The organism is Candidatus Poriferisodalis sp., assembly GCF_965203655.1.
In the GTDB taxonomy this organism is placed as follows: domain Bacteria; phylum Actinomycetota; class Acidimicrobiia; order Acidimicrobiales; family Poriferisodalaceae; genus Poriferisodalis.
The window spans coordinates 185,096-207,982 of the sequence record NZ_CBDBDD010000005.1 but is presented as its reverse complement, the minus strand read 5'-3'; the positions used below and the strand labels follow the sequence as shown (position 1 = coordinate 207,982).

At 66.3% G+C, this 22,887-nt stretch carries 20 protein-coding genes; 11 read left to right on the top strand and 9 right to left on the bottom strand.

Annotation, left to right across the window (positions count from 1 at the left end; translation table 11 throughout):
- Window positions 1-104 precede the first annotated feature (104 nt).
- The 4 genes from ACOGW9_RS05270 (at window position 105) to ACOGW9_RS05255 (ending at window position 3,300) form a co-directional block, all read left to right on the top strand.
- Window positions 105-638: a flavin reductase family protein gene (locus tag ACOGW9_RS05270; RefSeq protein ID WP_419909065.1), complete on the top strand. Its 534-nt coding sequence runs from the start codon at window positions 105-107 to the stop codon at window positions 636-638.
- 149 nt (window positions 639-787) lie between these two features.
- Window positions 788-1,012: a translation initiation factor IF-1 gene (gene infA / locus ACOGW9_RS05265; RefSeq protein WP_323672860.1), complete on the top strand. Its 225-nt coding sequence runs from the start codon at window positions 788-790 to the stop codon at window positions 1,010-1,012.
- Between the two features lie 101 nt (window positions 1,013-1,113).
- Window positions 1,114-1,959 carry an enoyl-CoA hydratase/isomerase family protein gene (locus tag ACOGW9_RS05260; protein ID WP_419909063.1) on the top strand — a complete coding sequence of 282 codons (846 nt, stop codon included), beginning with the start codon at window positions 1,114-1,116 and terminating at the stop codon, window positions 1,957-1,959.
- Window positions 1,960-2,061: 102 nt separating this feature from the next.
- Entirely contained in the window at window positions 2,062-3,300 is a 1,239-nt protein-coding gene (locus ACOGW9_RS05255; RefSeq protein ID WP_419909061.1) for an acyl-CoA dehydrogenase family protein, read from the top strand.
- 26 nt (window positions 3,301-3,326) lie between these two features.
- Here the strand turns inward: ACOGW9_RS05255 and ACOGW9_RS05250 are convergent, their stop codons facing one another.
- On the bottom strand, window positions 3,327-3,926 hold the full coding sequence (locus ACOGW9_RS05250) for a hypothetical protein (protein WP_419909333.1): 600 nt from the start codon (window positions 3,924-3,926) through the stop codon (window positions 3,327-3,329).
- Between ACOGW9_RS05250 and ACOGW9_RS05245 the strand changes: the two genes are divergently transcribed.
- Window positions 3,863-4,750: an NAD(P)/FAD-dependent oxidoreductase gene (locus tag ACOGW9_RS05245; RefSeq protein WP_419909059.1), complete on the top strand. Its 888-nt coding sequence runs from the start codon at window positions 3,863-3,865 to the stop codon at window positions 4,748-4,750. The genes ACOGW9_RS05250 and ACOGW9_RS05245 overlap by 64 nt on opposite strands.
- Window positions 4,751-4,822: 72 nt before the next feature.
- On the opposite strand, the gene ACOGW9_RS05240 is transcribed toward ACOGW9_RS05245, so the two are convergent.
- The 4 genes from ACOGW9_RS05240 to ACOGW9_RS05225 form a co-directional block, all read right to left on the bottom strand.
- Window positions 4,823-5,038: a type II toxin-antitoxin system HicA family toxin gene (locus tag ACOGW9_RS05240; protein WP_419909057.1), complete on the bottom strand. Its 216-nt coding sequence runs from the start codon at window positions 5,036-5,038 to the stop codon at window positions 4,823-4,825.
- On the bottom strand, window positions 5,035-5,307 hold the full coding sequence (locus tag ACOGW9_RS05235; protein WP_419909055.1) for a type II toxin-antitoxin system HicB family antitoxin: 273 nt from the start codon (window positions 5,305-5,307) through the stop codon (window positions 5,035-5,037). Before ACOGW9_RS05235 ends, ACOGW9_RS05240 begins: the two co-directional genes overlap by 4 nt.
- 136 nt (window positions 5,308-5,443) lie before the next feature.
- Window positions 5,444-6,391 carry an MBL fold metallo-hydrolase gene (locus tag ACOGW9_RS05230; protein ID WP_419909053.1) on the bottom strand — a complete coding sequence of 316 codons (948 nt, stop codon included), beginning with the start codon at window positions 6,389-6,391 and terminating at the stop codon, window positions 5,444-5,446.
- On the bottom strand, window positions 6,388-6,939 hold the full coding sequence (locus ACOGW9_RS05225) for a TIGR03086 family metal-binding protein (protein ID WP_419853387.1): 552 nt from the start codon (window positions 6,937-6,939) through the stop codon (window positions 6,388-6,390). Before ACOGW9_RS05225 ends, ACOGW9_RS05230 begins: the two co-directional genes overlap by 4 nt.
- Window positions 6,940-7,305: 366 nt before the next feature.
- On the opposite strand from ACOGW9_RS05225, the gene ACOGW9_RS05220 reads away from it, so the two are divergent.
- The 3 genes from ACOGW9_RS05220 (at window position 7,306) to ACOGW9_RS05210 (ending at window position 15,094) form a co-directional block, all read left to right on the top strand.
- Window positions 7,306-13,110 carry a fibronectin type III domain-containing protein gene (locus ACOGW9_RS05220; RefSeq protein ID WP_419909051.1) on the top strand — a complete coding sequence of 1,935 codons (5,805 nt, stop codon included), beginning with the start codon at window positions 7,306-7,308 and terminating at the stop codon, window positions 13,108-13,110.
- 161 nt (window positions 13,111-13,271) lie between these two features.
- A complete protein-coding gene (locus ACOGW9_RS05215) occupies window positions 13,272-14,117 on the top strand; it encodes a type IV toxin-antitoxin system AbiEi family antitoxin (protein ID WP_419909049.1) in 846 nt (281 codons plus the stop codon).
- A gap of 5 nt (window positions 14,118-14,122) precedes the next feature.
- Window positions 14,123-15,094: a nucleotidyl transferase AbiEii/AbiGii toxin family protein gene (locus ACOGW9_RS05210; RefSeq protein WP_419909047.1), complete on the top strand. Its 972-nt coding sequence runs from the start codon at window positions 14,123-14,125 to the stop codon at window positions 15,092-15,094.
- Window positions 15,095-15,203: 109 nt separating this feature from the next.
- Here the strand turns inward: ACOGW9_RS05210 and ACOGW9_RS05205 are convergent, their stop codons facing one another.
- Together ACOGW9_RS05205 and ACOGW9_RS05200 are read right to left on the bottom strand one after the other, a co-directional pair.
- The gene (locus ACOGW9_RS05205; protein WP_419909045.1) at window positions 15,204-15,983 is read right to left on the bottom strand and encodes a hypothetical protein; all 780 of its coding nucleotides are present in this window, start codon (window positions 15,981-15,983) and stop codon (window positions 15,204-15,206) included.
- A gap of 149 nt (window positions 15,984-16,132) precedes the next feature.
- Window positions 16,133-17,413 (bottom strand): ATP-binding protein, encoded by a 1,281-nt coding sequence (locus tag ACOGW9_RS05200; RefSeq protein WP_419909043.1) that lies wholly within the window; start codon window positions 17,411-17,413, stop codon window positions 16,133-16,135.
- A gap of 157 nt (window positions 17,414-17,570) precedes the next feature.
- Here ACOGW9_RS05200 and ACOGW9_RS05195 point away from each other — a divergent pair, with 157 nt between their 5' ends.
- The 3 genes from ACOGW9_RS05195 (at window position 17,571) to ACOGW9_RS05185 (ending at window position 22,145) form a co-directional block, all read left to right on the top strand.
- Entirely contained in the window at window positions 17,571-17,987 is a 417-nt protein-coding gene (locus ACOGW9_RS05195; RefSeq protein ID WP_419909041.1) for a DUF4143 domain-containing protein, read from the top strand.
- Between the two features lie 417 nt (window positions 17,988-18,404).
- Window positions 18,405-20,819, top strand: a complete 2,415-nt coding sequence (locus tag ACOGW9_RS05190; RefSeq protein WP_419909039.1) for an AAA family ATPase — start codon at window positions 18,405-18,407, stop codon at window positions 20,817-20,819.
- A gap of 42 nt (window positions 20,820-20,861) precedes the next feature.
- Window positions 20,862-22,145, top strand: a complete 1,284-nt coding sequence (locus tag ACOGW9_RS05185) for an McrC family protein (protein WP_419909037.1) — start codon at window positions 20,862-20,864, stop codon at window positions 22,143-22,145.
- Here the strand turns inward: ACOGW9_RS05185 and ACOGW9_RS05180 are convergent.
- Together ACOGW9_RS05180 and ACOGW9_RS05175 are read right to left on the bottom strand one after the other, a co-directional pair.
- Window positions 22,131-22,544: a type II toxin-antitoxin system VapC family toxin gene (locus tag ACOGW9_RS05180; RefSeq protein ID WP_419909035.1), complete on the bottom strand. Its 414-nt coding sequence runs from the start codon at window positions 22,542-22,544 to the stop codon at window positions 22,131-22,133. The two genes, ACOGW9_RS05185 and ACOGW9_RS05180, sit on opposite strands and share 15 nt — an antisense overlap.
- Window positions 22,534-22,824 carry a type II toxin-antitoxin system Phd/YefM family antitoxin gene (locus ACOGW9_RS05175; RefSeq protein ID WP_419909033.1) on the bottom strand — a complete coding sequence of 97 codons (291 nt, stop codon included), beginning with the start codon at window positions 22,822-22,824 and terminating at the stop codon, window positions 22,534-22,536. The genes ACOGW9_RS05180 and ACOGW9_RS05175 overlap by 11 nt, the downstream gene beginning before the upstream one ends.
- Window positions 22,825-22,887 lie beyond the last annotated feature (63 nt).

Genomic DNA, 22,887 nt, shown 5'->3' with positions numbered 1-22,887 from the left:
CCGGTCAGCCCGAAGCCGTGGCGCCCACGCTAGCCGCGCGCTCTTCGCCAATCCCTGAGTCGAGCCTGCGCTCGTCGAGATGAATCGGTGCCTAGTGTGCTGCCATGACTGCTGCGGAGCTGACGGACGAGCTGGTCAATCGGGTGACGTGGAAGATCCCCAATGCGTTGGCGCTCGTGGGGTCACGATCCGGCGACGAGCGCAACGCGATGACCACGAGCTGGATCACACAGCTCTCGATGGAGCCGGTGATCATCGGCATCGGCGTGGAGAACACGGCCGTCACTCACCGGCTGATCACCGACGGCGGATCGTTCACGGTGAACCTGTGGGACGCCGCCAACACCCGGCCATTCGTGAAGTTCGCTAAGCCGGCGACCTACGAGGCTGCAGCCGGCGGGGATGGCCCGGGCACCGGGACGCTGAACGGCTGGGCGGTGTACGAAGCTGCCACCGGGGCGCCGGTGTTCGTCGATGCGGCCGCCTGGATGGACCTCGAAGTGCGCCACAGCGTCAACCTGGGCACCCACACGCTGTTCATGGGCGAATTGGCGGCGGCGGCCATCAACGACGACGAGGTGCAGATTGCCTCGATGTCGGACACCCGCATGAAGTACGGCGGCGTGAAGCGCCACTGACGGCGTCGCCAGGATCGGGTTTCCTGCCGGAGATGGGGCCCGTGGGCGGATTCAAACCCGCTGGGCTACCATGATGTGTCGCCCCTCACGGGGCCTGCATGTTCACCGCGGTGGGCACGCATGTTCTGCCCGCCGACCAGGGAAACCACGTGCCGAAAGTCAAAGACGACGCAATCTTGCTCGAAGGAAAGACCGTCGAAGCGCTCAAGGGCGGACATTTCCGTATTGAGCTCGACAACGGCCACGAGGTGCTGGGCCACCTGAGCGGCAAGATGCGCAAGCACCACATCCGGATCCTTCCCGGAGATCGGGTGCAAGTCGAAGTCTCGGCATACGACCTCAGTCGCGGTCGTATCACCTATCGCTACAAGTAGCCGTCGCCTTCAGGGCTGACGCAGCCCGGCATCGGAGCTAGCTCGCGCTCTACGCTCGGCGACGCGCCGCGGGCGCAATCGAGTTTGCAGAGGGGTTCATCATGAGCAGTCAGCCGCAGCCGTCGAATGGGACGGTCGACTACAGCGTCGAGCGGGATCCTGTAGGAGACGTGGCCACCGTCACCCTGAACCGCCCCGAGACGCTGAACTCCATGAACGACGAGTTCATGAACGACATCACCGAGGCGTTCGGCATGGTTGCTGCCGACGATGGCGTGCGAGCGGTGATCCTCACCGGCGAAGGCCGCGGTTTCTGCTCAGGCGCTGACCTGCGGAATGCGGCTGCCGGCGACGCCGAGGGATTCGACGCTGACGCTGCCGGCGAGGCCACCACCGACTCGATGGACAACGTGTTCCACCCAGCGATCCGGGCCGTGGCCGAGTGCCCGGTGCCGACAGTGGCTCGCATCAACGGCGTCACCGCAGGCGGCGGCATCGGTTTGGCGCTGTCGTGCGACGTGGCGATTGCGGCGCGCTCGGCGTTCTTCGTGGCCACGTTCGGACCCCGGCTGGGCATCGTTCCCGACTTGGGAACCACCTGGCAGCTGCCGATGCGGGTGGGCCGTGCCCGTGCGCTCGGCATGGCGCTGCTTGGTGAGCGGGTGACTGCCGATCAGGCCGAAGATTGGGGCCTGGTGTGGAAGACCGTGGATGACGAGGAGCTCGACTCGGCCGTCGGGCAGGTGGTGGACGTGCTGCGGCGCAGTTCGCCCGCCGCTATGAGCCGCATCCGGGAAACCGTGGACGGCGCCACGCAGCGTGATCTGACCGACCAACTCGACGTGGAGATGGGACACCAGGCGGTGCTGATCCCGCGGAACATGGCTGACGGAGCGGCGGCCTTCCTGGCCAAGAGCGACCCGTCATTCTCCGGCGACCGCTACTGACCCCGACGCCGCGCTGTACCTGATTATGGGCAGCGCTCGGCACTGCCCTGTGCTTGATGGTGGGCAGCGCTCGGCGCCGCCCACTGCTGGCAGACTGGCGCCATGACCGACACGCTTGACGCCCCGGCTGCCGACGCGGCCGTCGACCCCGCTGCTGCACGGGTTGATACTGCCATCGACGAGTTGCTGGCCTCGCACAACCCCAAGCAGCTCAGCTATGCCGAGTTTCGCGGTGCACAGTTCGACGCCGGCTTGGCGTGGGTGCATTTCGACGAGGGCCATGGGGGCCTGGGAGTGAGCCCGAAGCTGCAGCGACGGGTCGAGGAGCGGCTGCGGGCGGCGGGTGCCCGACCCATGAAGCCGGTGACCTTTTTCATGCACCTGGCCGGGCCGACCATTCACACCCATGGCAGCGAAGAGGTCAAGCAGCGCTTCCTGCGGCCGATGTTCACGGGCGAGGAGCTGTGGTGCCAGCTGTTCAGCGAGCCGGGTGCGGGCAGCGACTTCGCCGGGCTGGCGACCCGGGCGGTTGCCGATGGCGAAGAATGGGTGGTGAACGGCCAGAAGGTCTGGAACACCCTGGCTCATCTCGGTGATTACGGGATGTTGGTGACCCGCACCAATCCCGAGGTGCCCAAGCACCGGGGCCTGACCTACTTCGCACTTGATATGAAGTCGCCGGGCGTGGAGGTGCGCCCCCTGCGCCAGATCACCGGCGAGGCCGAGTTCAACGAGGTCTATATGACCGATGTGCGCGTGCCCGACGCCAGCCGCATCGGCGACGTGGGCGACGGCTGGCGGGTGTCGCTGACCACGCTGATGAACGAGCGCAACGCCATCGGTGCGGGCGGTGCCGGCCCTCCCAAGCGAGGCTCCGGGCCCATCTCGGTGCTGGTGAAGCTGTGGAACCAGCGTGACGATGCCGAGCGCGACGACGTCACCCGTGATCGGCTGACGAAACTGTGGACCCGTGCCGAAGTGCTGCGGCTGACCAACATGCGTGCAGGTGCCAACCGGCGCAAGGGCAACCCCGGGCCGGAGATGTCGATCGCCAAGCTGGCGTTCGCCGAGCTCAACCAGGCCCTCATGACCTGCGCCGTCGACATGATGGGCTCCGACGGCCTCGTCGGCTACGACTACACGTTCCGCCGCCCGGGGGATCTGTCGGTGGACGGTTCCGACGGCGGCGTCCAGCACGGCTTCCTGCGGGTGCGCGCCAACTCCATCGAGGGCGGCACCTCGGAGATCATGCGGAACATCCTGGGCGAGCAGGTGCTCGGCCTGCCGGGCGAGCCCCGCATTGACAAGGACGTGCCCTGGGTGGACGTGCCCCGCAACTGAGGCACGCCCACCCGGTCCGGCGCTCCTCAGCTCGGGCGTTTCTCAGCTTCGGGGCCCGAGGTACGTGAATTCGCGGTCGATGGTGGGTCTAGCGGCCCCGGATCGGCAGCGTCGTCAAGCGTCTCGTCGTCCGCGGGGCGCAGCAGGCCGACAGCGGTCTCCAAGCGAGCCAGCCGGTCGGTGTGATCCAACAGCGTCGCGTTCACCTCGCGGAACCCGGCTTGCATCTCCGCCCGCAGCTCGCCAGTCTTCGTGTCGATCTTGGTGTCGAGCTTGTCGTAAATCGTGTCGATCTTGGCGTCGAGCTTGTCGATGCCGTCTCCCAGCGAGCTCATCTGCCATGTCATGAGGCCGGTCATGGCCCCTAGCGATGTCACAAGCAATGTGCCGAGCAGCGCGATGATCGCGTTCGGCGACACCGACCTCGGCTCGCGTGACCGCGCACCTGCGAGCACCGCTTCGTGCGGGGCTTGGGTGCCAAGCATCGCTCCGGGTGCGGCCTCCGCGCTGGGCGGCGCCTCTGGCGGCGGCTGCGCCGACGGGCGTGGCTCGACGCCGGGGGATGGCGTGTCGTCACTGGTTGCCTGGTCGGTCATCACGGCGATCGATTCATCGGGAGCGGTCATCGGCCCTCGCTGCACGTCACGGCGCTGGAAAGCGCACGGATGGTTCAGAATCGGTCGCCGCTCAACCGGGCAACGATGGCACCCGCCAATCTAGCCCCACCCAGCTCAATGCCACCGACGTACGCAGCGGTGTCCTGCTTGGCCCTTCTGCGGTAGTGGATCCCGCCAAGCTGGCGCTGGGGCTGGCCTGCGCCGCCGAAGCGGCGGGGGTGGAGATCTACGAGCAAACACGCGTAACCGGTTTCGACGGCGGTGCAGTGCAGATTGCCGCAGAGGGCGCTCGTGGTTCGCCGATGAGTCGCGGCCGCCGTGAGGTGCGTGCACCGGTGATCGTGCGCGCCACCGAGGCGTACACGAGAGATCTGCAGGGCTTGCGGCGCGACATCTTGCCCGTCTATTCGCGGATGATCGTCACCGAGCCGCTGCCTGATGAAGTCTTCGACGACATCGGCCTCGCGAACCGGCCGAGCTTCGCCGACGATCGCCGCATGGTCACCTACGGACAGCGCACTGCCGACAACCGGATCGCTTTCGGCGCCACCGGGGAGCCGTACAGCTTCGGCTCCCGGATCGTGCCCGCTGCCGAGACGCATCTGGGTATGCACCGGCGAATCTGGCGGGCGCTTTCCGAGATGCTGCCGCAGGTCGCCGAGGCGCGTGTCACCCACCGCTGGGGCGGGGTGCTCGGCATCCCGCGCAACTGGCTGCTCGGTGTGCGGGCCAGCCGCGCTCTGCTCGGCGCAGCCGATCAGCGCGAGCAGCGTTCAGATCGTCCTGATCGGCTGATGTCAGGCATCGCCAGCTTGCTGCGAGGCGGCCACTGAGGAGCTGCGCGGACAGGCGACCATCACCGCGACCGCTGGCAACCACACTGACCCACCCATCGGCGCAGTCCCTCAGCGGTTCAGCCAATCGTCTCGCGTGTAGCCGGCCTGCTTGAGCAATCGCAGCAGAAAGGGGCCGGCTATCTCGTTGTCGCTGGGAATCACCTGCCGATGGGTCCCTTTGATCATGTACTCGTGATTGCCGCCCGGCCGCGGCCCGACCCAGCCGCGCTCGCTGAGGAACTTGATGACTTCACGGCGGGTGGCCGGGGAGACCCGGCGGCTCATGCAGGGGCAGCGACGATGCCGTCGTGAAATGAGGGGATCTGCTGATCGAGTTGCTGACCGAGTTCAACCCAGCCGATGAGCACCTGTCGAAGTTTGTCGCGGGCTTCGTCGGGTGTGGCACCGAAGGCGGATGCGCCCGTGCACTGCGGGTTCTCGGCCCACCAGCCGACGAGGACTCCGTCGTCGTCTCGGACCTCTTCGGTGGATGCCCCTGCAAGCGCGGCGTCCAACCAGCATTCAAGTGGAAGCTGTGCCGGAAGCTGTGCCATGTCCGTATCGTAGCGCCGGTACTCGATTCGTAGCCGCCCCGCGGGCCGTCGCAGCGTGCCTGACCCGCCTATCGGCGCAGTCTCCAAGGCTGCTGCTCACGGGCCGCTTGAGCGCCCGGGGCTGAGCCTCTGGGCCTCAGTCGCAGTCGAGACGGTAGGCGCCCTTGTGGGGAACCATGATGCCCGCGGTGGGTCCCCCGAAGTGGGTGCCGATTACCAGGGTCTCGCCGTCGGCCCAGTCGCCGAACGCAATGTGGCGGGTGCGGCGAGCCTCGTCAGGGTCGGTGTCGAACATGGAGCTGAGATCGGGGTCGGCGAGCTGCATCGGGGCGTGCGCCATGTCGCCGGTGATGACTGCCCGCTTGCCGCCGCTGTGGATCACCACCGAGAGGTGCCCCGGCGTGTGGCCCGGTGTCGACTGGAACGACACCTCCGAGCAGATGCTGTCGACAGCTTCGACCATGTTGGCGCGGTCCGCTGCGGCGATGGGTGCCACGGAGTCCTCGAACACGGCGTCGCCGAACAGGTCCTCGTGGTTGGCCCAGTAGTCGTATTCGGGCGCGCAGAACAGGTACTCGGCGTTGGGGAATGTGGGCACCCATTCGCCGTCGGCGCTCAGGCAGGTGTTCCAGCCCACATGGTCCACATGCAGGTGCGTGCACACCACATGGGTGATGGATTCAGGCGGGAAGCCCGCCGCGGTCATGTCGTCGAGGAACGGCCCTTGCTGGCGGTGCCACAGCGGGTTGGTGCGCTCTTTGTCATTGCCGACGCAGGTGTCCACGGCGATGCGGTGCTCGCCCGCCGAGATCACGCAGGTGTGGATGCGCTGCAGCAGGTAGCCGTCGTCGCTGACGAAATGTGGGCGCAGCCACGGCGCGGCTTCGGCGCGGGCCAGCACGCCGCCCTTGCTGACCCCGTCGTAGAGGAAGCGGGGCGACGTCGGCGTCGCCGACTCCGAGATGGACGTGATGGACACCTCGCCGATCTGCCAGCGCTGGGGCTCGGCGCGTTCGCTGCCGGCGTCGTCGTCGCCCGTGCTGTCGGCTGCCTGGGAGGACTCGCCTTCAGCGGCGGTGTTCACGGCTGGCGTCCGACGTAGCCGAGGTACCGGTGCGACATCGGCGCATCGTCGGGCACATCGACTGCGTCGGTGATCAGCCTCCACTTGCGGGGAATGTCGCCCAGTGCTTGCACCCGGGCGAGGCTGGCCTCGCACAGGTCGTCGGGCAGGTCGATGGGGTTGCCGCTGGCCTGGGCCAGGTCCCATGCATGGGTCAGCGGGTCCCACTGCACCATGCCCACGAAGTTCTCGAAGCTCATCGGCCCGAACCAGTACTTGTCCTCGGCGGACAGGTCGGCGCCGTCGATTGCGGCGAGCACGCCGTCGCGGGTGGCCTGCCACTGGGCGGCCGGATCGCCGGCATCGTCGGCCATCTGGGGCATGCCCACTTCGCCGGTGCGGGCGATGCCGGCGAGCGCGTCGAGCACGCCGCACTGGTGGCGCAGCAGCTCACTCGCATCCCAGTCGGCGCACGGCGTGTCGTTGTCCCAGGCATCGTCGGGCACGCCGGCCACCACCGAGTCGAAGAGCGCAACGGAGCGCTTGAATTGGTCAACGATCTCGCTCATCGGCAAGAACCTCCCTGTCGTGGCTGCAGCATGGCGGCGGCCTGCGGCTGATGGATGCGCAGCGTCAGCGACGTCGCGCGCTGCTGCGAGCGCCAAGCCCGCAGGCGCCCGATGCTAGGTGAGCATCGCTGCGGGGGTCGCGCGTTCATGGGGTGCTTGCGTGCATGAGCCGTTGTCCGTGGCTTGGTGGTGTGGTGTCGTGGGGTGCGGGTGTGCCCCTAGGATGCTTGGGCCGTGCTGAGCGTGCGGGTTGCTCTGTGGCCTGTGGACTGATGAGGTTTTGTTGATATGAAGCCGTCTCTTTTTTGGGATGGGTCTGGTTCGTTGCTAGTCCCCCCCCCCCCCCCGGTAATGCGCCGTCGGCGTGTGAAGCGGCTTCGGCGTGCGCACGGCTCGCGTCGGAGTCTGTCGCGGGCGCTGGCGGCGTTGTTGGTGCTGGGGGTGTTCGCTGCGCTGCTGGCGCCTGCTGAGCGCCCGGCGGCGGCTCAGTCGACTTCGACGCTGAGGTTTGCCGAGTCCACCGTCATCACCTCTGAGGGCACCGACGTAACGATCACTGTTGATATCAGCCCGGCGCTGGCCTCTGACAGCCGTGTGCTGATCACTCACAGCAGCGACCACGCCATCTCTCCTGAGGACTACACGGTGTCGGGGCTGGACGCCTCGGGCCATCTGGTGTTGCCGGCGGGGGCGGCCGAGGCCTCCTTCACGGTGCATGCGGTGGCGGACTTCGTCAATGACGACGGCGGCTTCGAGGGCCGCAATGAGACTGTCAGGTTCTCGATGACCGCGGTCGCGGGTGAGCCCTACACCGTGGACAGCGCGGCGTCGAGCCAGGATTTATTCATCCTGGACGACTCGATCCTGTGGGAGGCCACGCTGACGCCCAAGAGCATCGTGAACAACTTGGCTTTGGGCTGTGACACCGACGATGCGACTGCGGCCAACAAGTGCAGCGCCGCGGCGACGCTCGACGACAACAACTTCACGCTGGGCAGCACGACGCTGTCGATCACCTACATCGGGGTGCTGAACTCCACCAAGCTTCTGGAGGTCGAGTTCAGCGCCAGTATCCCCGACGCGCTCACGGGCTACACGCTGCACGTGGGCGGCGACAAGTTCCCCCTGGCCGGCGAATCCGGCACTAGCGTCCAGTGGAGCTCCAGCTTGAGTTGGACCGCGGGCACCGCGGTGCAGATGCGCCTGGAGCCCTCCGAGGCGCCCGACAAGCCCAAGGATGTGGGCGTGTCGGCGGGCGACCGGCGGCTCAACGCCTACTGGCAGCCGCCCGACGACCCGGGCGACTCGGAGGTCACCGGCTATGAGGTGCAGTACAAGGAGTCCTCCGCGCCCGACCGCGGGTCTGACGTGTTGTGGGACGCGACGCTGACCGTGGACCGCAGCGCGCAATTTTTCGGCTGCACTGACTTCAGCGTCCTCGATGCCTGTTCTGTCGCCCTCGACGATGCCGGCTTCAGCCTGGGCGGCGTCGAGTACACAGTCATTGAGCTCGATCTCAGTTCGTCGACCGGCGAGTTGGTGATGGGCTTCAGCACCGATATCGGTGCCCTCGCGGACTATTCGCTGGTCGTCGGCGGCTCCCGTTTCTCGCTGTCGCCCTTCCGGGACTTCAGCTCCACCAGCTGGACGAGCTCCGGCGTCACGTGGACCGACGGCCAGCAGGTCCGGCTGTCGCTCGTCACCAGCGACGGCACCCCAGCCGCCAGAGGCCCCGACGACGGCTGGGTGGACGTCCCGCACTCGGGCACGGGGATCCGCGCCGCGATCGGCGAGGCGGTGTGGTCTTCTACGTTGACGGCTGCTGTTGGAACTGCTGGCAGCGTTAACGGGGTTGGATGTGGTGGCGCTTCTGGCGGGGTGTGCAGCACCGGACTCTCGTCCAACAGCTTCGCTTTTGGCGGGACTACCTACAGTGTGAATGCTCTTCGCATCCTCTCTAGCGGCGGCAACCTTGAGTTTGATGTGACTGATGCTATGCCTGCCGAAGCCGATGGTTGGGTGTTGGTTATAGATGGCGAGGCGTTCAGTTTCGGTGATGCCACGTTTTACAACGCTCGAAACACAGTTGGCTGGTCTGGTCATGGTTTGTCGTGGTCGGCGGGCGATGTGCTGAAGATCGAGTTGCGGCGGGCCGCGCTGGTCAACTACCGGGATTATGACGTGCGGGTGCGGGCGGTGAGCTCGGTCGGTGCCGGGCGGTGGAGTTCGGTGGTGTCTGGGGCGCCGGCGCGTCAGCGTGAGGTGTGGTCGGCGACGTTGACTTCCAAGAGGATCACGGCGGGCGAGACGCGGGGCTGTGCTGCTTTGCCCGCGGCGCAGTGCGCGGCGGCGCTGACCGACTCCACGGTCGATGTGGAGGGGGGCTCGCCTGTCGGGGTGGACCTGGTGCATTTGGAGAATGACCTGTCGTGCGGGGACGACGGCATGTCGCCGTGTGACACGCACAACGCTCTGACTATGTCCCTCGCAGCTGATGGTTTCAGGTCCGATTACACGCTGGTGGTGGGCGATGTGCAGTTCTCGTTCGCGGAGGGCCTCGCATCCGCGGCCAGTGCGCAGTGGCTGTCGAGTGGTTTGGTGTGGAGCGAGTGGGCGGCGGGCCAGTCGGTGGAGCTGCGGATTCTGAAGTCGTTGGTGACGCCGGGCGTTCCGTCGGGTTTGGCGGTTGTGGCCGGGGACGGGATGTTGACGGCGTCGTGGTCGGCGCCGGGCGATGTGGGGGGTTCGGCGATCGTCTTCTATCAGGTGTCGTACAAGGAGCGCGCGGCGCCGGATCGGCTGGACAACCCGACCGGCGATCCTGCTGACGGGTGGGTGTCGGCGGGGCGCGTGGCCCCGGCGGGGTCGGGGCTGTCCCATGTGATCGCCGGTCTCGCCAATTTGACGCAGTATGAGGTGCGGGTGCTGGCGGCGAACACGCAGGGCGCGGGCGGCTGGTCTGATGCGGTGCGCGCGATTCCGCTGCCTGAGGGCACTCTGTGGGCGGCGAAGCTCGTGGTGGCCGACAGGGGCGCGGGGAACTTCGGCTGCGATTGGCCGGGCGGCCCGACGTCGCCGTTGTCGTGCCAGAACGTCGGCTCGCCGGTGATCGAGGACAACGACTTCGTGCTCGACGGCGCGACCTACGGCATCACGACGGTGGGGGTCAACGCGGGCACCCTCACTTTCGGGGTTGGCCAGGCCGGGCCGGCGCTTCCCGCCGGGCTGAGGGCCTATGTGCTGCAGGTGGGCGATGCGCAGTTCCCGTTCGCCAGTCCCGACGTCAACGACGACACCCATACCAAGCAGTGGAGCGGCGGCCCCGCGTGGGCGGAGGGGCAGGTGGTGCAGCTGCAGATCAAGCTGGGCACCGTCCCGACGGGGCTGACCTTGGAGACTTCTGAGACGGCTATTGATGTGTCGTGGACCGCGCCGAGCGACCCGGATTTCGCGGTGGTCGGTTATGACGTGGAGTACAGGCGCCACGATGCGCCCGACGAGGCGGCGACCACGGCGGGCGATGCGGCCACCGGCTGGGTGGACACCGGCCATTCGGGCACCGGCACCGCCGAGCGGATCGCCGGGCTGGACACCTATGGCCGCTATGTGGTGCGGGTGCGGGCGTCCGATGCGGAGGGGCCGAGTTTCTGGTCGTCGCCGGCGGCGGTGCGGGTGCTTCCCGCGGGCCAGCGGGTGGTGTGGGAGTCTGCGCTGACGGTGGGGGAGGTGTCGTTCGGGCTGGGCCACGGCCGGTCGGCGTCGGCGTTGGGGTGCGGCGCGCCCTCAGCCGACGTCCGCTCCGGGCCGGTGTGCTCGTCGGCGATGTCGGCGGGCAGGGTCGCCTTTCGGGGCTCGCCCGTGGGTGTGGCCTATGTGAATCTGGGCTCGGGCCATTACGTCCACTTGGGCTCGAGCACTCTGGCCCATCAGGACTCTGGTGCGGGGACGTTGAGCTTCGCGTTGGAGTCGGTGCTGGGCGAGTGGATGTTCCTGTCGCTGGTCGCCGACGGGAAGGTGTTCCCGCTGCTCACCGGCGAGAGCTACAACTACGAGGCCGTCTCGGGCCGCGCCCCCTACCTGTTCGCCTGGCCCGGCGCCGGGCTGGGCTGGTCCGCGGGCGACACGGCGGACCTGGCGTTGGTGTACACGCCGCTGTTGTGGATGGAGTCCACCACGAACCGGCCCGACCGGCTCGGGTCGTTCCCGATGCACGTGCGCGAGACCCCCCCTGCGGGTTCCATCGTGGACGTGCGCGGCAAGGATCCCGACGAGCCCGCCGGGGCCTACTACTCGCTGCCGATCTGGATCAGCGAGCCCGCCCCGCCGGGCGGGCTGCGGGTCAGCCTCGAGGTGGACCCGGCGAGCACGGCGACCGCGGGGGTGGATTATGAGTGGCTGAACTCCTATGACCCGTTCGTGCCGGCCGACCGGCAGGCCAAGGTCACCACGGCGCCGTATGTGTTCTTCGAGGAGGGCGAGACCGGCTACCACCGGGTGTTCCTGCGCATCATCGACGACGCGCACGAGGACAGCGGCGAGACCATCATCGTCAAGCCGACAGCGGAGGGGTTCGAGGGCCGCGGGATGGTCATCACCATCTTGAACCACGACACCGGCGCGCCGCCGGGCGCGGCCGAGGCCGCGCCGACCAGCCTCGCCGCGGAGAAGACCGCGGCGGAAAAGCGCGAGCGCGACAAGCCCAGGCGGCCGATACCGGGCAAGTCCGACAACGCCCGCCTCGCCGGGCTGTCTCTGCGCGACGGCTGGGTGCTGTCTCCCGCGTTCGACCCCGACACGACCGACTACCGGGTCCACCACACCGCCTCCCAGGCCTCCCACATCTCGGTGCTCGCCAAGATCCGCACGGAGCACCCCGAGGCGACGTTCGCCGCCCCCGGCCACGACACCGGCATCGGCTGGTGGTCGCTGGGCACCGGCTACACCTTCCATGAGCCCGTCGCCCTCACCGTGACAGTGACCGCCGCGGACGGCTACACCACCACCACCTACACGCTGACCACCACCACCGACCCCGTCCCATCTCCCGCGGTGACCGTCACACCGGCATCGCTGAGCATCACCGAGGGCGCGGCCGGGGCCTACACCGTCGTGCTGGACACGAAGCCCGCCCACGACGTGACCGTCACCCCCGCAAGCAGCGACCCCGACGCGGCGGGCATCTCGCCCGCGTCGGCGACGTTCACCCCCGCGGACTGGGACATCCCGCGGACCTTCACCGTCACCGGCACGGCCGACGGCGACACCGACGACGAGAATGTCACTGTCAGCCACCGGGCCGCGAGCAGCGACGCCCAATATGACGCCATCACCATCGACTCGGTGACGGTCGCGGTAACCGACACGACTGTGGAGCTGCCCGGGCCGGTCACCGCGCTGACGCTGGCCGCCAAGCCGCGCAACGTGACCGTGTCCTGGCAGGCTCCCGACACCGGCGGCGCTGCGGACCGCTACATCGTGCACATCAAGTGCGGCAGAAACGGCAAACACCGCACCGTCGACGCACCCAAGACGACCACTGTGTTCCGCAACCTCAAACCCGGCACGACCTGCAACATATGGGCACGCGCCCACAACGACGCCGGCAAAGGCCCCCGCACCCACACCACCACCACCCTGCCCCAACAGCAGCCACAACCCGACCAGGAGCCCGAACAGACGGACCCCGAGCAGACGGACCCCGAGCAGACGGACCCCGAGCAGACGGACCCCGAGCAGACGGACCCCGAGCAGACGGACCCCGAGCAGACGGATCCCGAGCAGTCCGAGCCGCAGCAGCCCCAGCATCCCGGCGACGGCAGGCTCGAGCCGTTCAACGTGCAGGTCGTGCCCGGCGATGGCACCCTCACCGTGACCTGGATCGTGTCGCCGCGCGCCGGCGAGGCCGACGACGACATCCACCACGCCCTGCGCTGGAGCCAGACCGCCGGAGTGTGGGCCAACCCCGCCGGACCCAGAGGCCACCACAACGACGGCATCGTCGTGTGGGGCGGCACCGCCACCTACACCATCACCGGCCTCACCAACGGCATCGCCACCGGCGTGTTCGTCCGCTCGTTCACCGGCACCAGAACCGGCGAGGACAGCCCCCACTCCAGCAAATGGATACGCATCAAAGGCGAGAACACCACCCCCAACCCCCCGAACGGCTGACCGGGGCGGCCCCGACCAGGCCCAGAGGCGACTAGCAGTGACAAGAGAAACGTCGGCTTTGTCATTTGTCGGGTACGGCGTATGGCTCCCTGGATGGCAATCGGCACCGTGATTCGTCCTAATTGGGATGTAAATGACAGTGGCAGAGGTACGGTAGCTGTATGGGATCTGCCGCCGAGCTGCTGGGGAATCTGAGGGGTATCCCTGGCACCGCCGCGCCCCCAGCGGACTTGGTGTCGGCGGTAAACCAGCTCTATGAGGCAAACGCCGAGGTTGCGACCCTTGACCAGATCGCTTCGTTCAGCGTCTCCCGAACCCCCCAACAGGCGGCCCGCGCCTTGAGAGAGCGGGGCTGGCTGTTTCCGTTGCCCGTCAACGGTGCATGGGGAGTCACCACCGGATTCCCGGCTCCTCACATGGGGGGGTTCCTTTCCCTGAGGGCGAGGCTTCAGGTCAAGTCCAGCACCCCCGCTTGCATCGGAGGCAGGTCGACCGCAGAGGTGCGAGGCTGGCTGCGCCGACCGACCTCGCCAGCCATCGGATTCCCCGGCGAGGCCCGGTTGCCCCGAAGCCTGGCCGAGTACTCTGTGCTGCGCTGGCAGCCCCGCATCCCGCTGGACGCACTCCACGGCTTGCCTGTGTGGAAGCCCGAGACGCTGCTCGCGTACATGGGTACCCGTCCGGGGCGGTTCCCTTGGACGGACATCGCCGAGTGGCTGTGGGAGGCATGCGAAAACGCCGATCCAGCGCTGGTCGCTGCTGAGCTTGAGGGCCGCCCTGCGGGCACATGGGCACGCACGGCCTACCTGATGCATCGTGGCGAGCAGCCCGATGCAGCCGCTGCCCTCTTGTCGCTGGGACCGCCCCTCGACAACGGCCCCTACTACTTCGGCCGCGGCATTCCGGGCCTGGATGATCCGATGCCCTGGCTGCCCGTCTGGTCCCCTGAATTCAACGTCGTGGACTATGCGCTGGAGCGGCACTGGGCATACGACTGGGACCTGTGAGCTAAATGCCAGAAGCGGCGATAAGACGGGAGGATGTCCTCAGGGCGTACCCAGCGGCCGCGAGATCAAGACAGGTACTGGAAGCCGCTGTTCTTGACGCTGCGTTCGACGTCCTTCTTTCGGAAATGCACAGGCAGAGGCTCTTTGAGGAGTTCCGCATCGTGTTCAAAGGGGGCACCGCCTTGCGGAAACTCCGTTTCGGGCACAAGAGCCGATTCTCGTTCGACCTGGACTTCGATGTCGAAGAAGGGGCTGACGAGATCATCGCTGAAGAGATCACCGGGCACTCGTCTTTGGGCTTCACTTTTGAAGTCAGCGAACGCAGGGGCCACAGCTATCTGCGGATCACTTCGGACCTTCTCCCCAGCGGCGCCTACGACGTGAAGGTGGACTTCTCCCACCGCGGCTGCTGGCTGCCCTCAGAGCAACTCAGGCCTCTTGCGTCGCCAGCCCTGCCCGCAGGCATCTGGCACGGAGGCGCCACGATCCCAACCATGAGACTTGAGGAGCAGATCGCAGAGAAGCTGAGCCGCTGGCAGACGAAGCGATTGGTACGCGATCTCCACGACATCGCAGCCGCTTACCACCTCATAACAGACGAAGCGCTGGTGGCGAGAATGTATGTCTTGAAGTCACACAAGAACTGGTCGGCGATGCTCTCCAGCCGCAGGCCGCAACAAGCGGCCATGCCTCTTGGAGAGGCAACAACAGCCACGCAACCAAATCATTTCGCATTGGACGACCTGGTTCACCCATCGACGCACTCAGAGGCAGACAAGCTCAAGAAGATAGAGGCCGATCTGGCAATCATGGCCTCAGCGTCCAGAGCCCTCGACCAGCACATAGCAGAGAGTCCGCTAGAAGAGATAGCCGCCGATACTGGCAGGCTGGGGTGGAGAGCAGATGCAGAGATCGAAGCCTTGAAGGGCCACTACGCAGGCAGCCCCGCAAGCCCTTCGGAGGTTCTGGGCGATTAGCCCCGAGCCGCAGCAGCCCCAGCATCCCGGCGACGGCAGGCTCGAGCCGTTCAGCGTCCAGGCCGTGCCCGGCGGCGGCACCCTGACGGTCACCTGGAGATAGCGGCGGTCAGTCGACGAGGTTGACCCGCAGGCCGGCGAGCGTCACCTGGCTGTCGTTCACGTAGCAGTCCCGCGCTCGTGCAGCAGCGAGCACGGCGTCACGGTCCACGGTGGTCACGTCGATGCCGCCGAGGCCTTCGCCGCGGCCGTCGGCTTCGGGCACGAAGCGCAGCATGGCATTGTCGATGGGGATGGTGGGGTGACCGTCGGCATCGGTCTCGAGGTCGATCTGCGCGATCTGGCTCCAGCGCTCCGCGAGCCGTTGCGGGTCGGGGCTTTGCAGCTCTGCAGCGGCGATGCCGCTCACCATCTCGGTGCGCACATACGGCTCCCAGTAGCCGCCCGCAGGCCACCACGGTCCGCCCACGGTACCGCCGTCGGGGCCGACCATCTGGTCCATCTCGAACATGGCGCCGCCGGTATCGACGGGGTGCATCTGCATGCCCCGGAAGCCCTCGTCGGGGTAGTCCATGTCGGTGATGATCCTGATGCCGAGCTCGTCGAGGTGCTCACGCCGGGTGGCGAAGTCGTCGATCTCGGTGATCACCATGTAGCCGGTGTCGCCGCCGCGGCGGGCCTGGTAGCGGCCCGCTGTGGTGTTGTCCTGGACAGGCGTGACGCATTCCAGGAATTGTGTGCCCACGGGCCACAGCACGTTCTTCAGGCCGAACACGCCCACGCCAGGATCTGTATGGCAGGGCTCAACACCGAGGACGCACTGGATGTCGGCTGAGGTCTGGGCCAAGTCGGCAGTAGTAACGGCTATCTGACGAAGACGAATCCACATGCGCGCCACCCTAGAGCCTGCCCGCCAAGTGGGTTCTGTGGATGCTCACGGGCGGTTCATGACCCGGTTGACGCTGCACCGCTGCACCGCCCGAATAGAGGCAGGGACGACGTGTCACGCGACTGAGTGCCCCGAGGCCACGATGGCCGTCAGGGGCCGAGTGTGCCGATAGGAGCGACGAACACGCCGTCGGGGCGGCGGTAGCCGTGGCCGGTTGCAGTGATGACGACCAGGTCCGAGGGCGGGCCGATCACGGAGGTGTCGACACGGTCGCGGAGCTTGAGCAGCGCCGCAGCAGCGTGATCGACAGCGGCGCGGGTGCCGAGTTTCACCTCGGCGGCGAGCCATCGGCCGTCGCTGAGTTCGCAGATGATGTCGGCTTCGAGGCCGGTGCTGTCGCGGTAGTGGAACAGCTCGCCGCCGTGGGCCTGGGTGTAGACGCGCAGGTCGCGCACGACAAGTGCTTCGAACAGCAGGCCGAGCAGGCGATGGTCGGCGTCGAGCCGCTCGGGGTTAGCTCGCAGAGCAGCAACCGCGAGTGACGGGTCGGCGAAGAGCCGCTTGGGGCTCTGGCGCAGCCGGGCGCGTGAGCGCAGATCGGCTGACCATGCCGGGAGTTCCTCGACGACGAACAGCCGCCGCAGCACGTCGAGGTAGCTCGACACTGTCGCGCGGTGCAGCGGCTGCTGGCCGCCGGTGTCCGTGGCCAAGGTTCGTTCGGAGGCTTCAGAGGCGACGTTGCGGGCGAGCGATCGCATGAGCCGCATGACTCGGGTCGGGTCGCGAGTCTCGCCGGTGAGTTGAGGAATGTCGGCGCGGCTGACCTCGTTGATGTATCCGAGGCAGTAGCGCTGCGCGGCGGACAGGCTCGCAGAGGTGCTGGCTGGCCATCCGCCGCGGCAGATCGCCTCGATGATGTCGCTGAGGCCGATATCGGTCGGCCCCGCAGACTTGAGGCGGCCCTCGAAGAGTTCGCCCGTGCCGACCTCGCCGCTGGACATTCCCGATTCGTAGAGCGACATCGGCCGCATCTGCACGCGTGTAATGCGCCCGGTGCCTGTGTGGCGCGTGACATCGTCGGCCGGTGAGGCCGAGCCGGTCAGGATGTAGCTGCCCGCCCGGGTGTTGTCATCGACCGCGGCGCGCACCTGGTTCCAGATGCTGGGCACTATCTGCCACTCGTCGAGCAGCCGCGGACGGGGGCCACGCAGAACACGGCGTGGATCCACCTCGGCTGCTGAGCGTGCTGTGGGATCGGCGCCGAACATCACTTCGCTGCGGGCATGGTGGCGCCCGGTGGTGGTCTTGCCGCAGGCACGCGGTCCCTCGATCAGCACAGCCGGCAGGCCCTCCATGCAGTCGGCGATCTCCGCATCGACGACCCTCCGCAAGTAGGCCGCCGTGCCGACGTGGTCGGAATGCTGTTCCACAGTTTCCATTATGCCAAAGAGATGACCGCTAACCAGCCAAAAGCACAATATCTAATGAGCCAAAAGTTAGTGTCTGAACCGACCATTTGCAGCCCCAGCCGCACCGGCGGGCGTTCGACCAAGAGCGGACTGTCGATGGGGCGCGCTTGTGAGGGGTATGGCGTTGCAGAAACCGGGAATAATGCATCTACAAATCTGGGGAGAAATAGGGTGCATCTTGACGGTGCCGGACGATCCGCCCGATGCGCGCGGCCGCTTGCTCGATACCTACGTCGCCGCCCAGCTGCGTGCCGAGGCAGAATCAGCGGACATTCCTGTGTACTTGCATCACCTTCGCAGTCAGCGAAGTGACCACGAAATCGATCTCATCGCCGAATTCGGGTCTCGTGTGGCTGCGTTTGAGATCAATTCCGCCAGTGCGCCATCTGCGAAGGACGCTCGGCATCTGATCTGGCTGCGCGACAGCTTGCCTGCGGAGCAGTTCGCCGGCGGCGTGGTGTTGCACACCGGCCGTCACCGCCGCTGGCTCGACCGAGACATAGAGGCAGTACCCATCGCAGCCCTCTGGGGCTGACGCGGCGGTGCAGTGGCCGAAGACTGCGTACCGGTTTGCACATCAGATAGTTGACAAGATCGACATCAGCTAGCTGGCGAAATGCACATCGGCGAGGCGTCGCACCGCACGTTTGCGCGACGTTCGACGCCATGAATCGGGGCTACCCCGTTGAGGGCTTGCGAGGGCGCCTCGCTGCGGAACGAACAGCCCGAGACGGGTCCGCCTGATCGGCCTCGATCTGCGCCACCAGGTCCGGGTTTCGCAGCAACGCCGCCTCATGCGCCGACATCACGACAGCGGGCGTGAAAGGCGGAGTTTCATCGGCCTCGTCATCCATAGGCCAGATGTTGCCACGCGAGCAGTGACCAAATGCCGCCTGCACATGTGGCGCAGACCCGGACGGCGTGTCGCACCCCCGCAGTAGGTTCGCCATCTATGAACGAGAGCGAATACTGGCTACAACGCCTTGAGGATTTCAAGGACTACGTGCGGGGCCGTTACCGAGAGAGTGGCGGCCAGCGCCAGTACCCGGCATTTGCCAAGCGGTGGATCGAGTTCTGCCTTCGGCGCGGACATGACCCTGCGACGTTCGACCAAGCACTGCTCGATCGGATGCTTGACGAGGGGCGCGACCCCAGCGAAAGCTCGAGGCGCAACTACGCCTCGTACTTGCGTGCCTGGACTCGGTGGGCGTCCGGCGACTCACTGACCCATGATGCACCCGCCGATGCTCAAGTTGAGACTGTTGGAATCGCCGCTTGGATGGCGCGGCTTGAAGCGTATGTGGACGAGGAGTTCCGTGGGCAGGCTGCGAGCACGATCGGCAACAAGCGTCCCAAGCTGGAGAAGTGGATCAAGTTCGCATGTTCGACGCACCGGAATCCGGCGGAATGGGACGAGTCTGCACTTGAAGAGGCGTTCGACAAATGGGAAACAACAGATACGTCGGAGCAACGCGAATTCATCAGTGGCCTGATTCGGGCGTGGTGCGACTACTGGCGGGGCCGTGGCGCTGCCGAGGTAACCAAGTGCTGGGTGGTGCGGGCCGGCCGGGAGGGTGAGGCTGTCGAGCACAACCTCCGCAACGACGTCGTGACCATCGCCTGGGCCGGGTGGGGCGATTGGAGTGGCGTCGAGGGTTGCGGGTCCCGTGATGCGCTCAGGGACTTCATCGACGAGCGGTTTGGGGCTCTGTCCAAGAATGACCGGCAGAGCGCCCTCAGTCAGATCTGGACGTTCGGCGGAAGAATTGCGGCAGGCGATCTCGTCGTGATGCCGATGAAGGGGACGGACGGAAACCCGATCGCTGTGGGCCGGATCAACGGCTCTTTCGAATACGACCCCGGCCAACCGGATCATCTGCAGAAGCGCCGAAGGGTCACTTGGCTAAGGACCGGAATCGAGCGGGATGCCATCGGGCAGGATCTTCTGTACTCGATGGACAGTTCGGGCACTGTTTTTGGCCTGCGCAAGCATGATGCGGCGTACCGAGTCCGTCATCTTGCAGAATACGGTGTCGACCCCGGCCCCAGACAAGCCCGAGTATCGGCCGATGACGATCGACCCGAGGCCGAAGCTGATTCGGCGCGTCGGAGTCTCGCAGTTGCGCTAGGGGAAGCGGCGGAAGACTTGCTGTGTGGCGCGGACTTCCTCTACGACATCGTCGAACTGCTAGATGACAAGGGGCAGGTAATCCTGTACGGACCGCCTGGAACCGGCAAGACCTACCTTGCCCAGCGGCTCGCGCGGGCGCTGGTCGGTAGCGGATCCGCTGCTGGGACCGTTGATGACGACTGGATGCGGCGCCTCGATACGTACTGCTCGCATCTCGAACAGGACCAGAAGGTGCAGTCGGGAACGCACCGCAGCATTGCGAAGCGATGGATCGAGTTCGCATTGGAGCGTGAGCTTGATCCATCGGCGTGGGACGAATCGCTCTACGCGCAGTTTGCTGACCTGAACCCCGACTGGCAGGACATCACTCGGAAGACCCATCGATACGACCTCTTGCGGTGGTGTAGCTGGGCCTCGGACGGCGATAGGTCGCATGAAAGTGGCACCGTCTCTCTCGTGCAGTTCCATCCGGCGTACTCGTACGAGGACTTCTTCGAGGGGTTCCGGCCCGCAGTCGACGATGCCGGAAACATGACCTACCGGTTGACGCCGGGTCCGCTAGTGCGGATCGCAGAGCGCGCGCGAGCCAATCCTGAGCAGCGTTATGTCATGGTGATCGACGAGATCAACCGGGCAAATCTGCCGCGCGTGTTGGGCGAGTTGCTGTTCTTGCTTGAGTACCGCAACCGGGCGGTTCATACCCAGTACCGGCCAGAAGTGCAGTTCTCGCTGCCCAAGAACCTGTGGTTCATCGGGACCATGAACACGGCCGACCGCTCCATTGCCCTGATCGATGCCGCTATGCGCCGTCGGTTTCACTTCGTGCCGTTCTTCCCGAATCATGGCCCGACGAAAGGCCTGCTGCATTGGTGGATGCAGCGGAACTCACAAGGTGACGAATGGGTCGCCCGCTTGGTGGATCGGGTGAACGACGAACTTGTCGAGCAGATGGGCAGCGACCACGCGCTCATCGGGCCGAGTCACTTCATGAAGACGGGTTTGGACAAGCGCGGCCTGCAGCGCATCTGGGAGTACAGCATCGAGCCTCTCATTGAGGATCAGTTCTTCGGCCGGCGGGAGGTGATCGACAGCTATCGGTTTGGCGAGGTCTGGAAGCGACATGGTCCCGGCGCGGCCGCGTCGGCTTCGGAAATGGGAACGTCGGACGAATTCGGTGAGGAAGCTGAGCCCGGTTCCGACCACGATGAGAGCGACGAGAACGACGGCGACCTGTAGATGTCAATCGTCGATGGTGCGGTGAGCCCAGACGCTTCCGAAATGGTCCGCGAGGCGGGCGAGGGTCAGCGGATCCTGCTCCATGAGTGGAGCACCGAGCGCTGGCAGCTTGACGACGAAACGGCTCGTCGCCTTGGGGAGACGCCTTGGGTGTCGGTGGCAACCGACCGGGAGGCCGGCTGGTGGAAGGTGTCGACCCGGCAGTGGGTAGGTGCGTTCTCGCTGGGTGACCTGCGGGTCATCGTTCGGCCGAAGATCAAGCCCGAGAACCTGTTCTTGCTGCTCGAAGTGGGGTTGTCGTCCGAGGCCTGGCAGGCCGAAGCCATCGACTACGCAACCAACGATGAGTTGCTGTCGGCGCTGGTGTCGTTCTTCGCGCGCACTGCAGAGACCACGCTGGCGCGAGGGCTGTTCCATCACTATCGGCACGAGGAGGACGACTTGCTCGCGCTGCGGGGGCGCATCGACTTCGTGCGGCAGTTCCGGCGAGGGGGCGTGCTGGTGCCGATGGCGTGTTCCTGGGACGACTTCACCGCCGATGTCGACGAGAACCGCTGCCTGACCGCGGCAATTCGACTGGCATTGCGTGTGCCTGACGTGCCTCACGACGATCGGCGGCGGCTTCGTCGACTGCTCGCGGCGCTCGACGGCGTGGCCGAACCGACAGCGTCAGTGGCGCTGGATCGCCTCGACCGCATCCAGTACACCCGGCTCAACGAGCACTACCGGCCCGCACTGCGGCTGGCTCGGCTGATCCTGGCCAACTGCACCCTGCAGGACCAGCACGGCGACACGGCTGCGTCGGCGTTCATGCTCGACATGAATCAGCTTTTCGAGGACTTTGTGACCGCACGGCTCCAGCGAGTTCTTCGCGGTCGGCTTGAGGTGCGAGCGCAGACGCGGCCACACCTCGACGACGAACGTCTCGTGCAGATCCAACCCGATCTCGTCTTCGAGTGTCAAGGCAGACGCGTGGGCGTGGCCGATCTCAAGTACAAGCTTGCTGACAGCAACACGGCCACAGCCGACACCGGCGGACCTCTCGCCCGGCACGGCGACTACTACCAACTGCTGGCCTACACCACCGCGCTGGGTCTGCCTGAGGGCACGCTCATCTATTGCGCTGACGTGAACGAGAACGAAGCCGTCGAGCAGGAGTTGCCGAAGGACTCGTTGGCCACGTCAACGATCACCGTTCGACACGCAGGCACCCGACTTCACGTCGTCGCCATCGACCTGTCTGGCAGCCCCAGCGACATTGATGCTCAGATCTCCGCTCTCGCGGGCCACCTAACGAGATCGAGGAAACGCTCAGTCGCCCCCTGAGTTAGCGCCGGGCGAGACGGTGGGGATGTCCAGAGCCGCAGCTGCCCCGAGTTGACGGAGGTCGTAGCTGACGAGGCCAGCGAGGTCGTCGCCGATCTCCAAGGCGGAGGCGAGATAGATGGCGTCGAGAGAACGCAGATGGCGATCAGGTATTCGGCCCGCGGCGTCGAGCACCGATGCCGTCAAGTCGACTAGGTGCGTCTCGGCGAGCAATCTTTCGCAGCGGTGTCGCGTCGCTGCGTCATCATGTGCAAAGGCCCGTCGTGCTTCGGTGCGTAACAACGCGCTTGACGCAAAGAGGCGCTGCTGAACCCAGCGGCGCAGTTCCGCGGACTCGGCTTCCGGCCTGATGAGCTTGACGAAGGCAGATGCGTCAAGAACCCAAAGCTCACCGTTCATCTTGACGCAGCTCAGCGAGTCGCTCGCTCCCTGTCAGCGTTCCTGGAGGGGCTGCGGGCAATGGCGGCAGTTCCTTCAGTGCCGCGGCCAGGCCCCGGGCACCTGGCTGCACGAGACCGCGCTCGACGAGACGCTCCAGCGGGTTGTCGTCATCCGGCAAGGGTCCGAGCAATGCGAGCGGCTTGCCATGACGCGTGACCTCAAATGACTCACCGGCACCCGCCCGGCGGAGCAGCTCTCTGCAATTGTGCCGCAACTGTGAAACGTTGATCCGCTCCATGTGTGCCACGGTAGCGACTGGCGCCTCGATGCTGTGCCCGGTTTTCGATGAACGCCGGCCGCG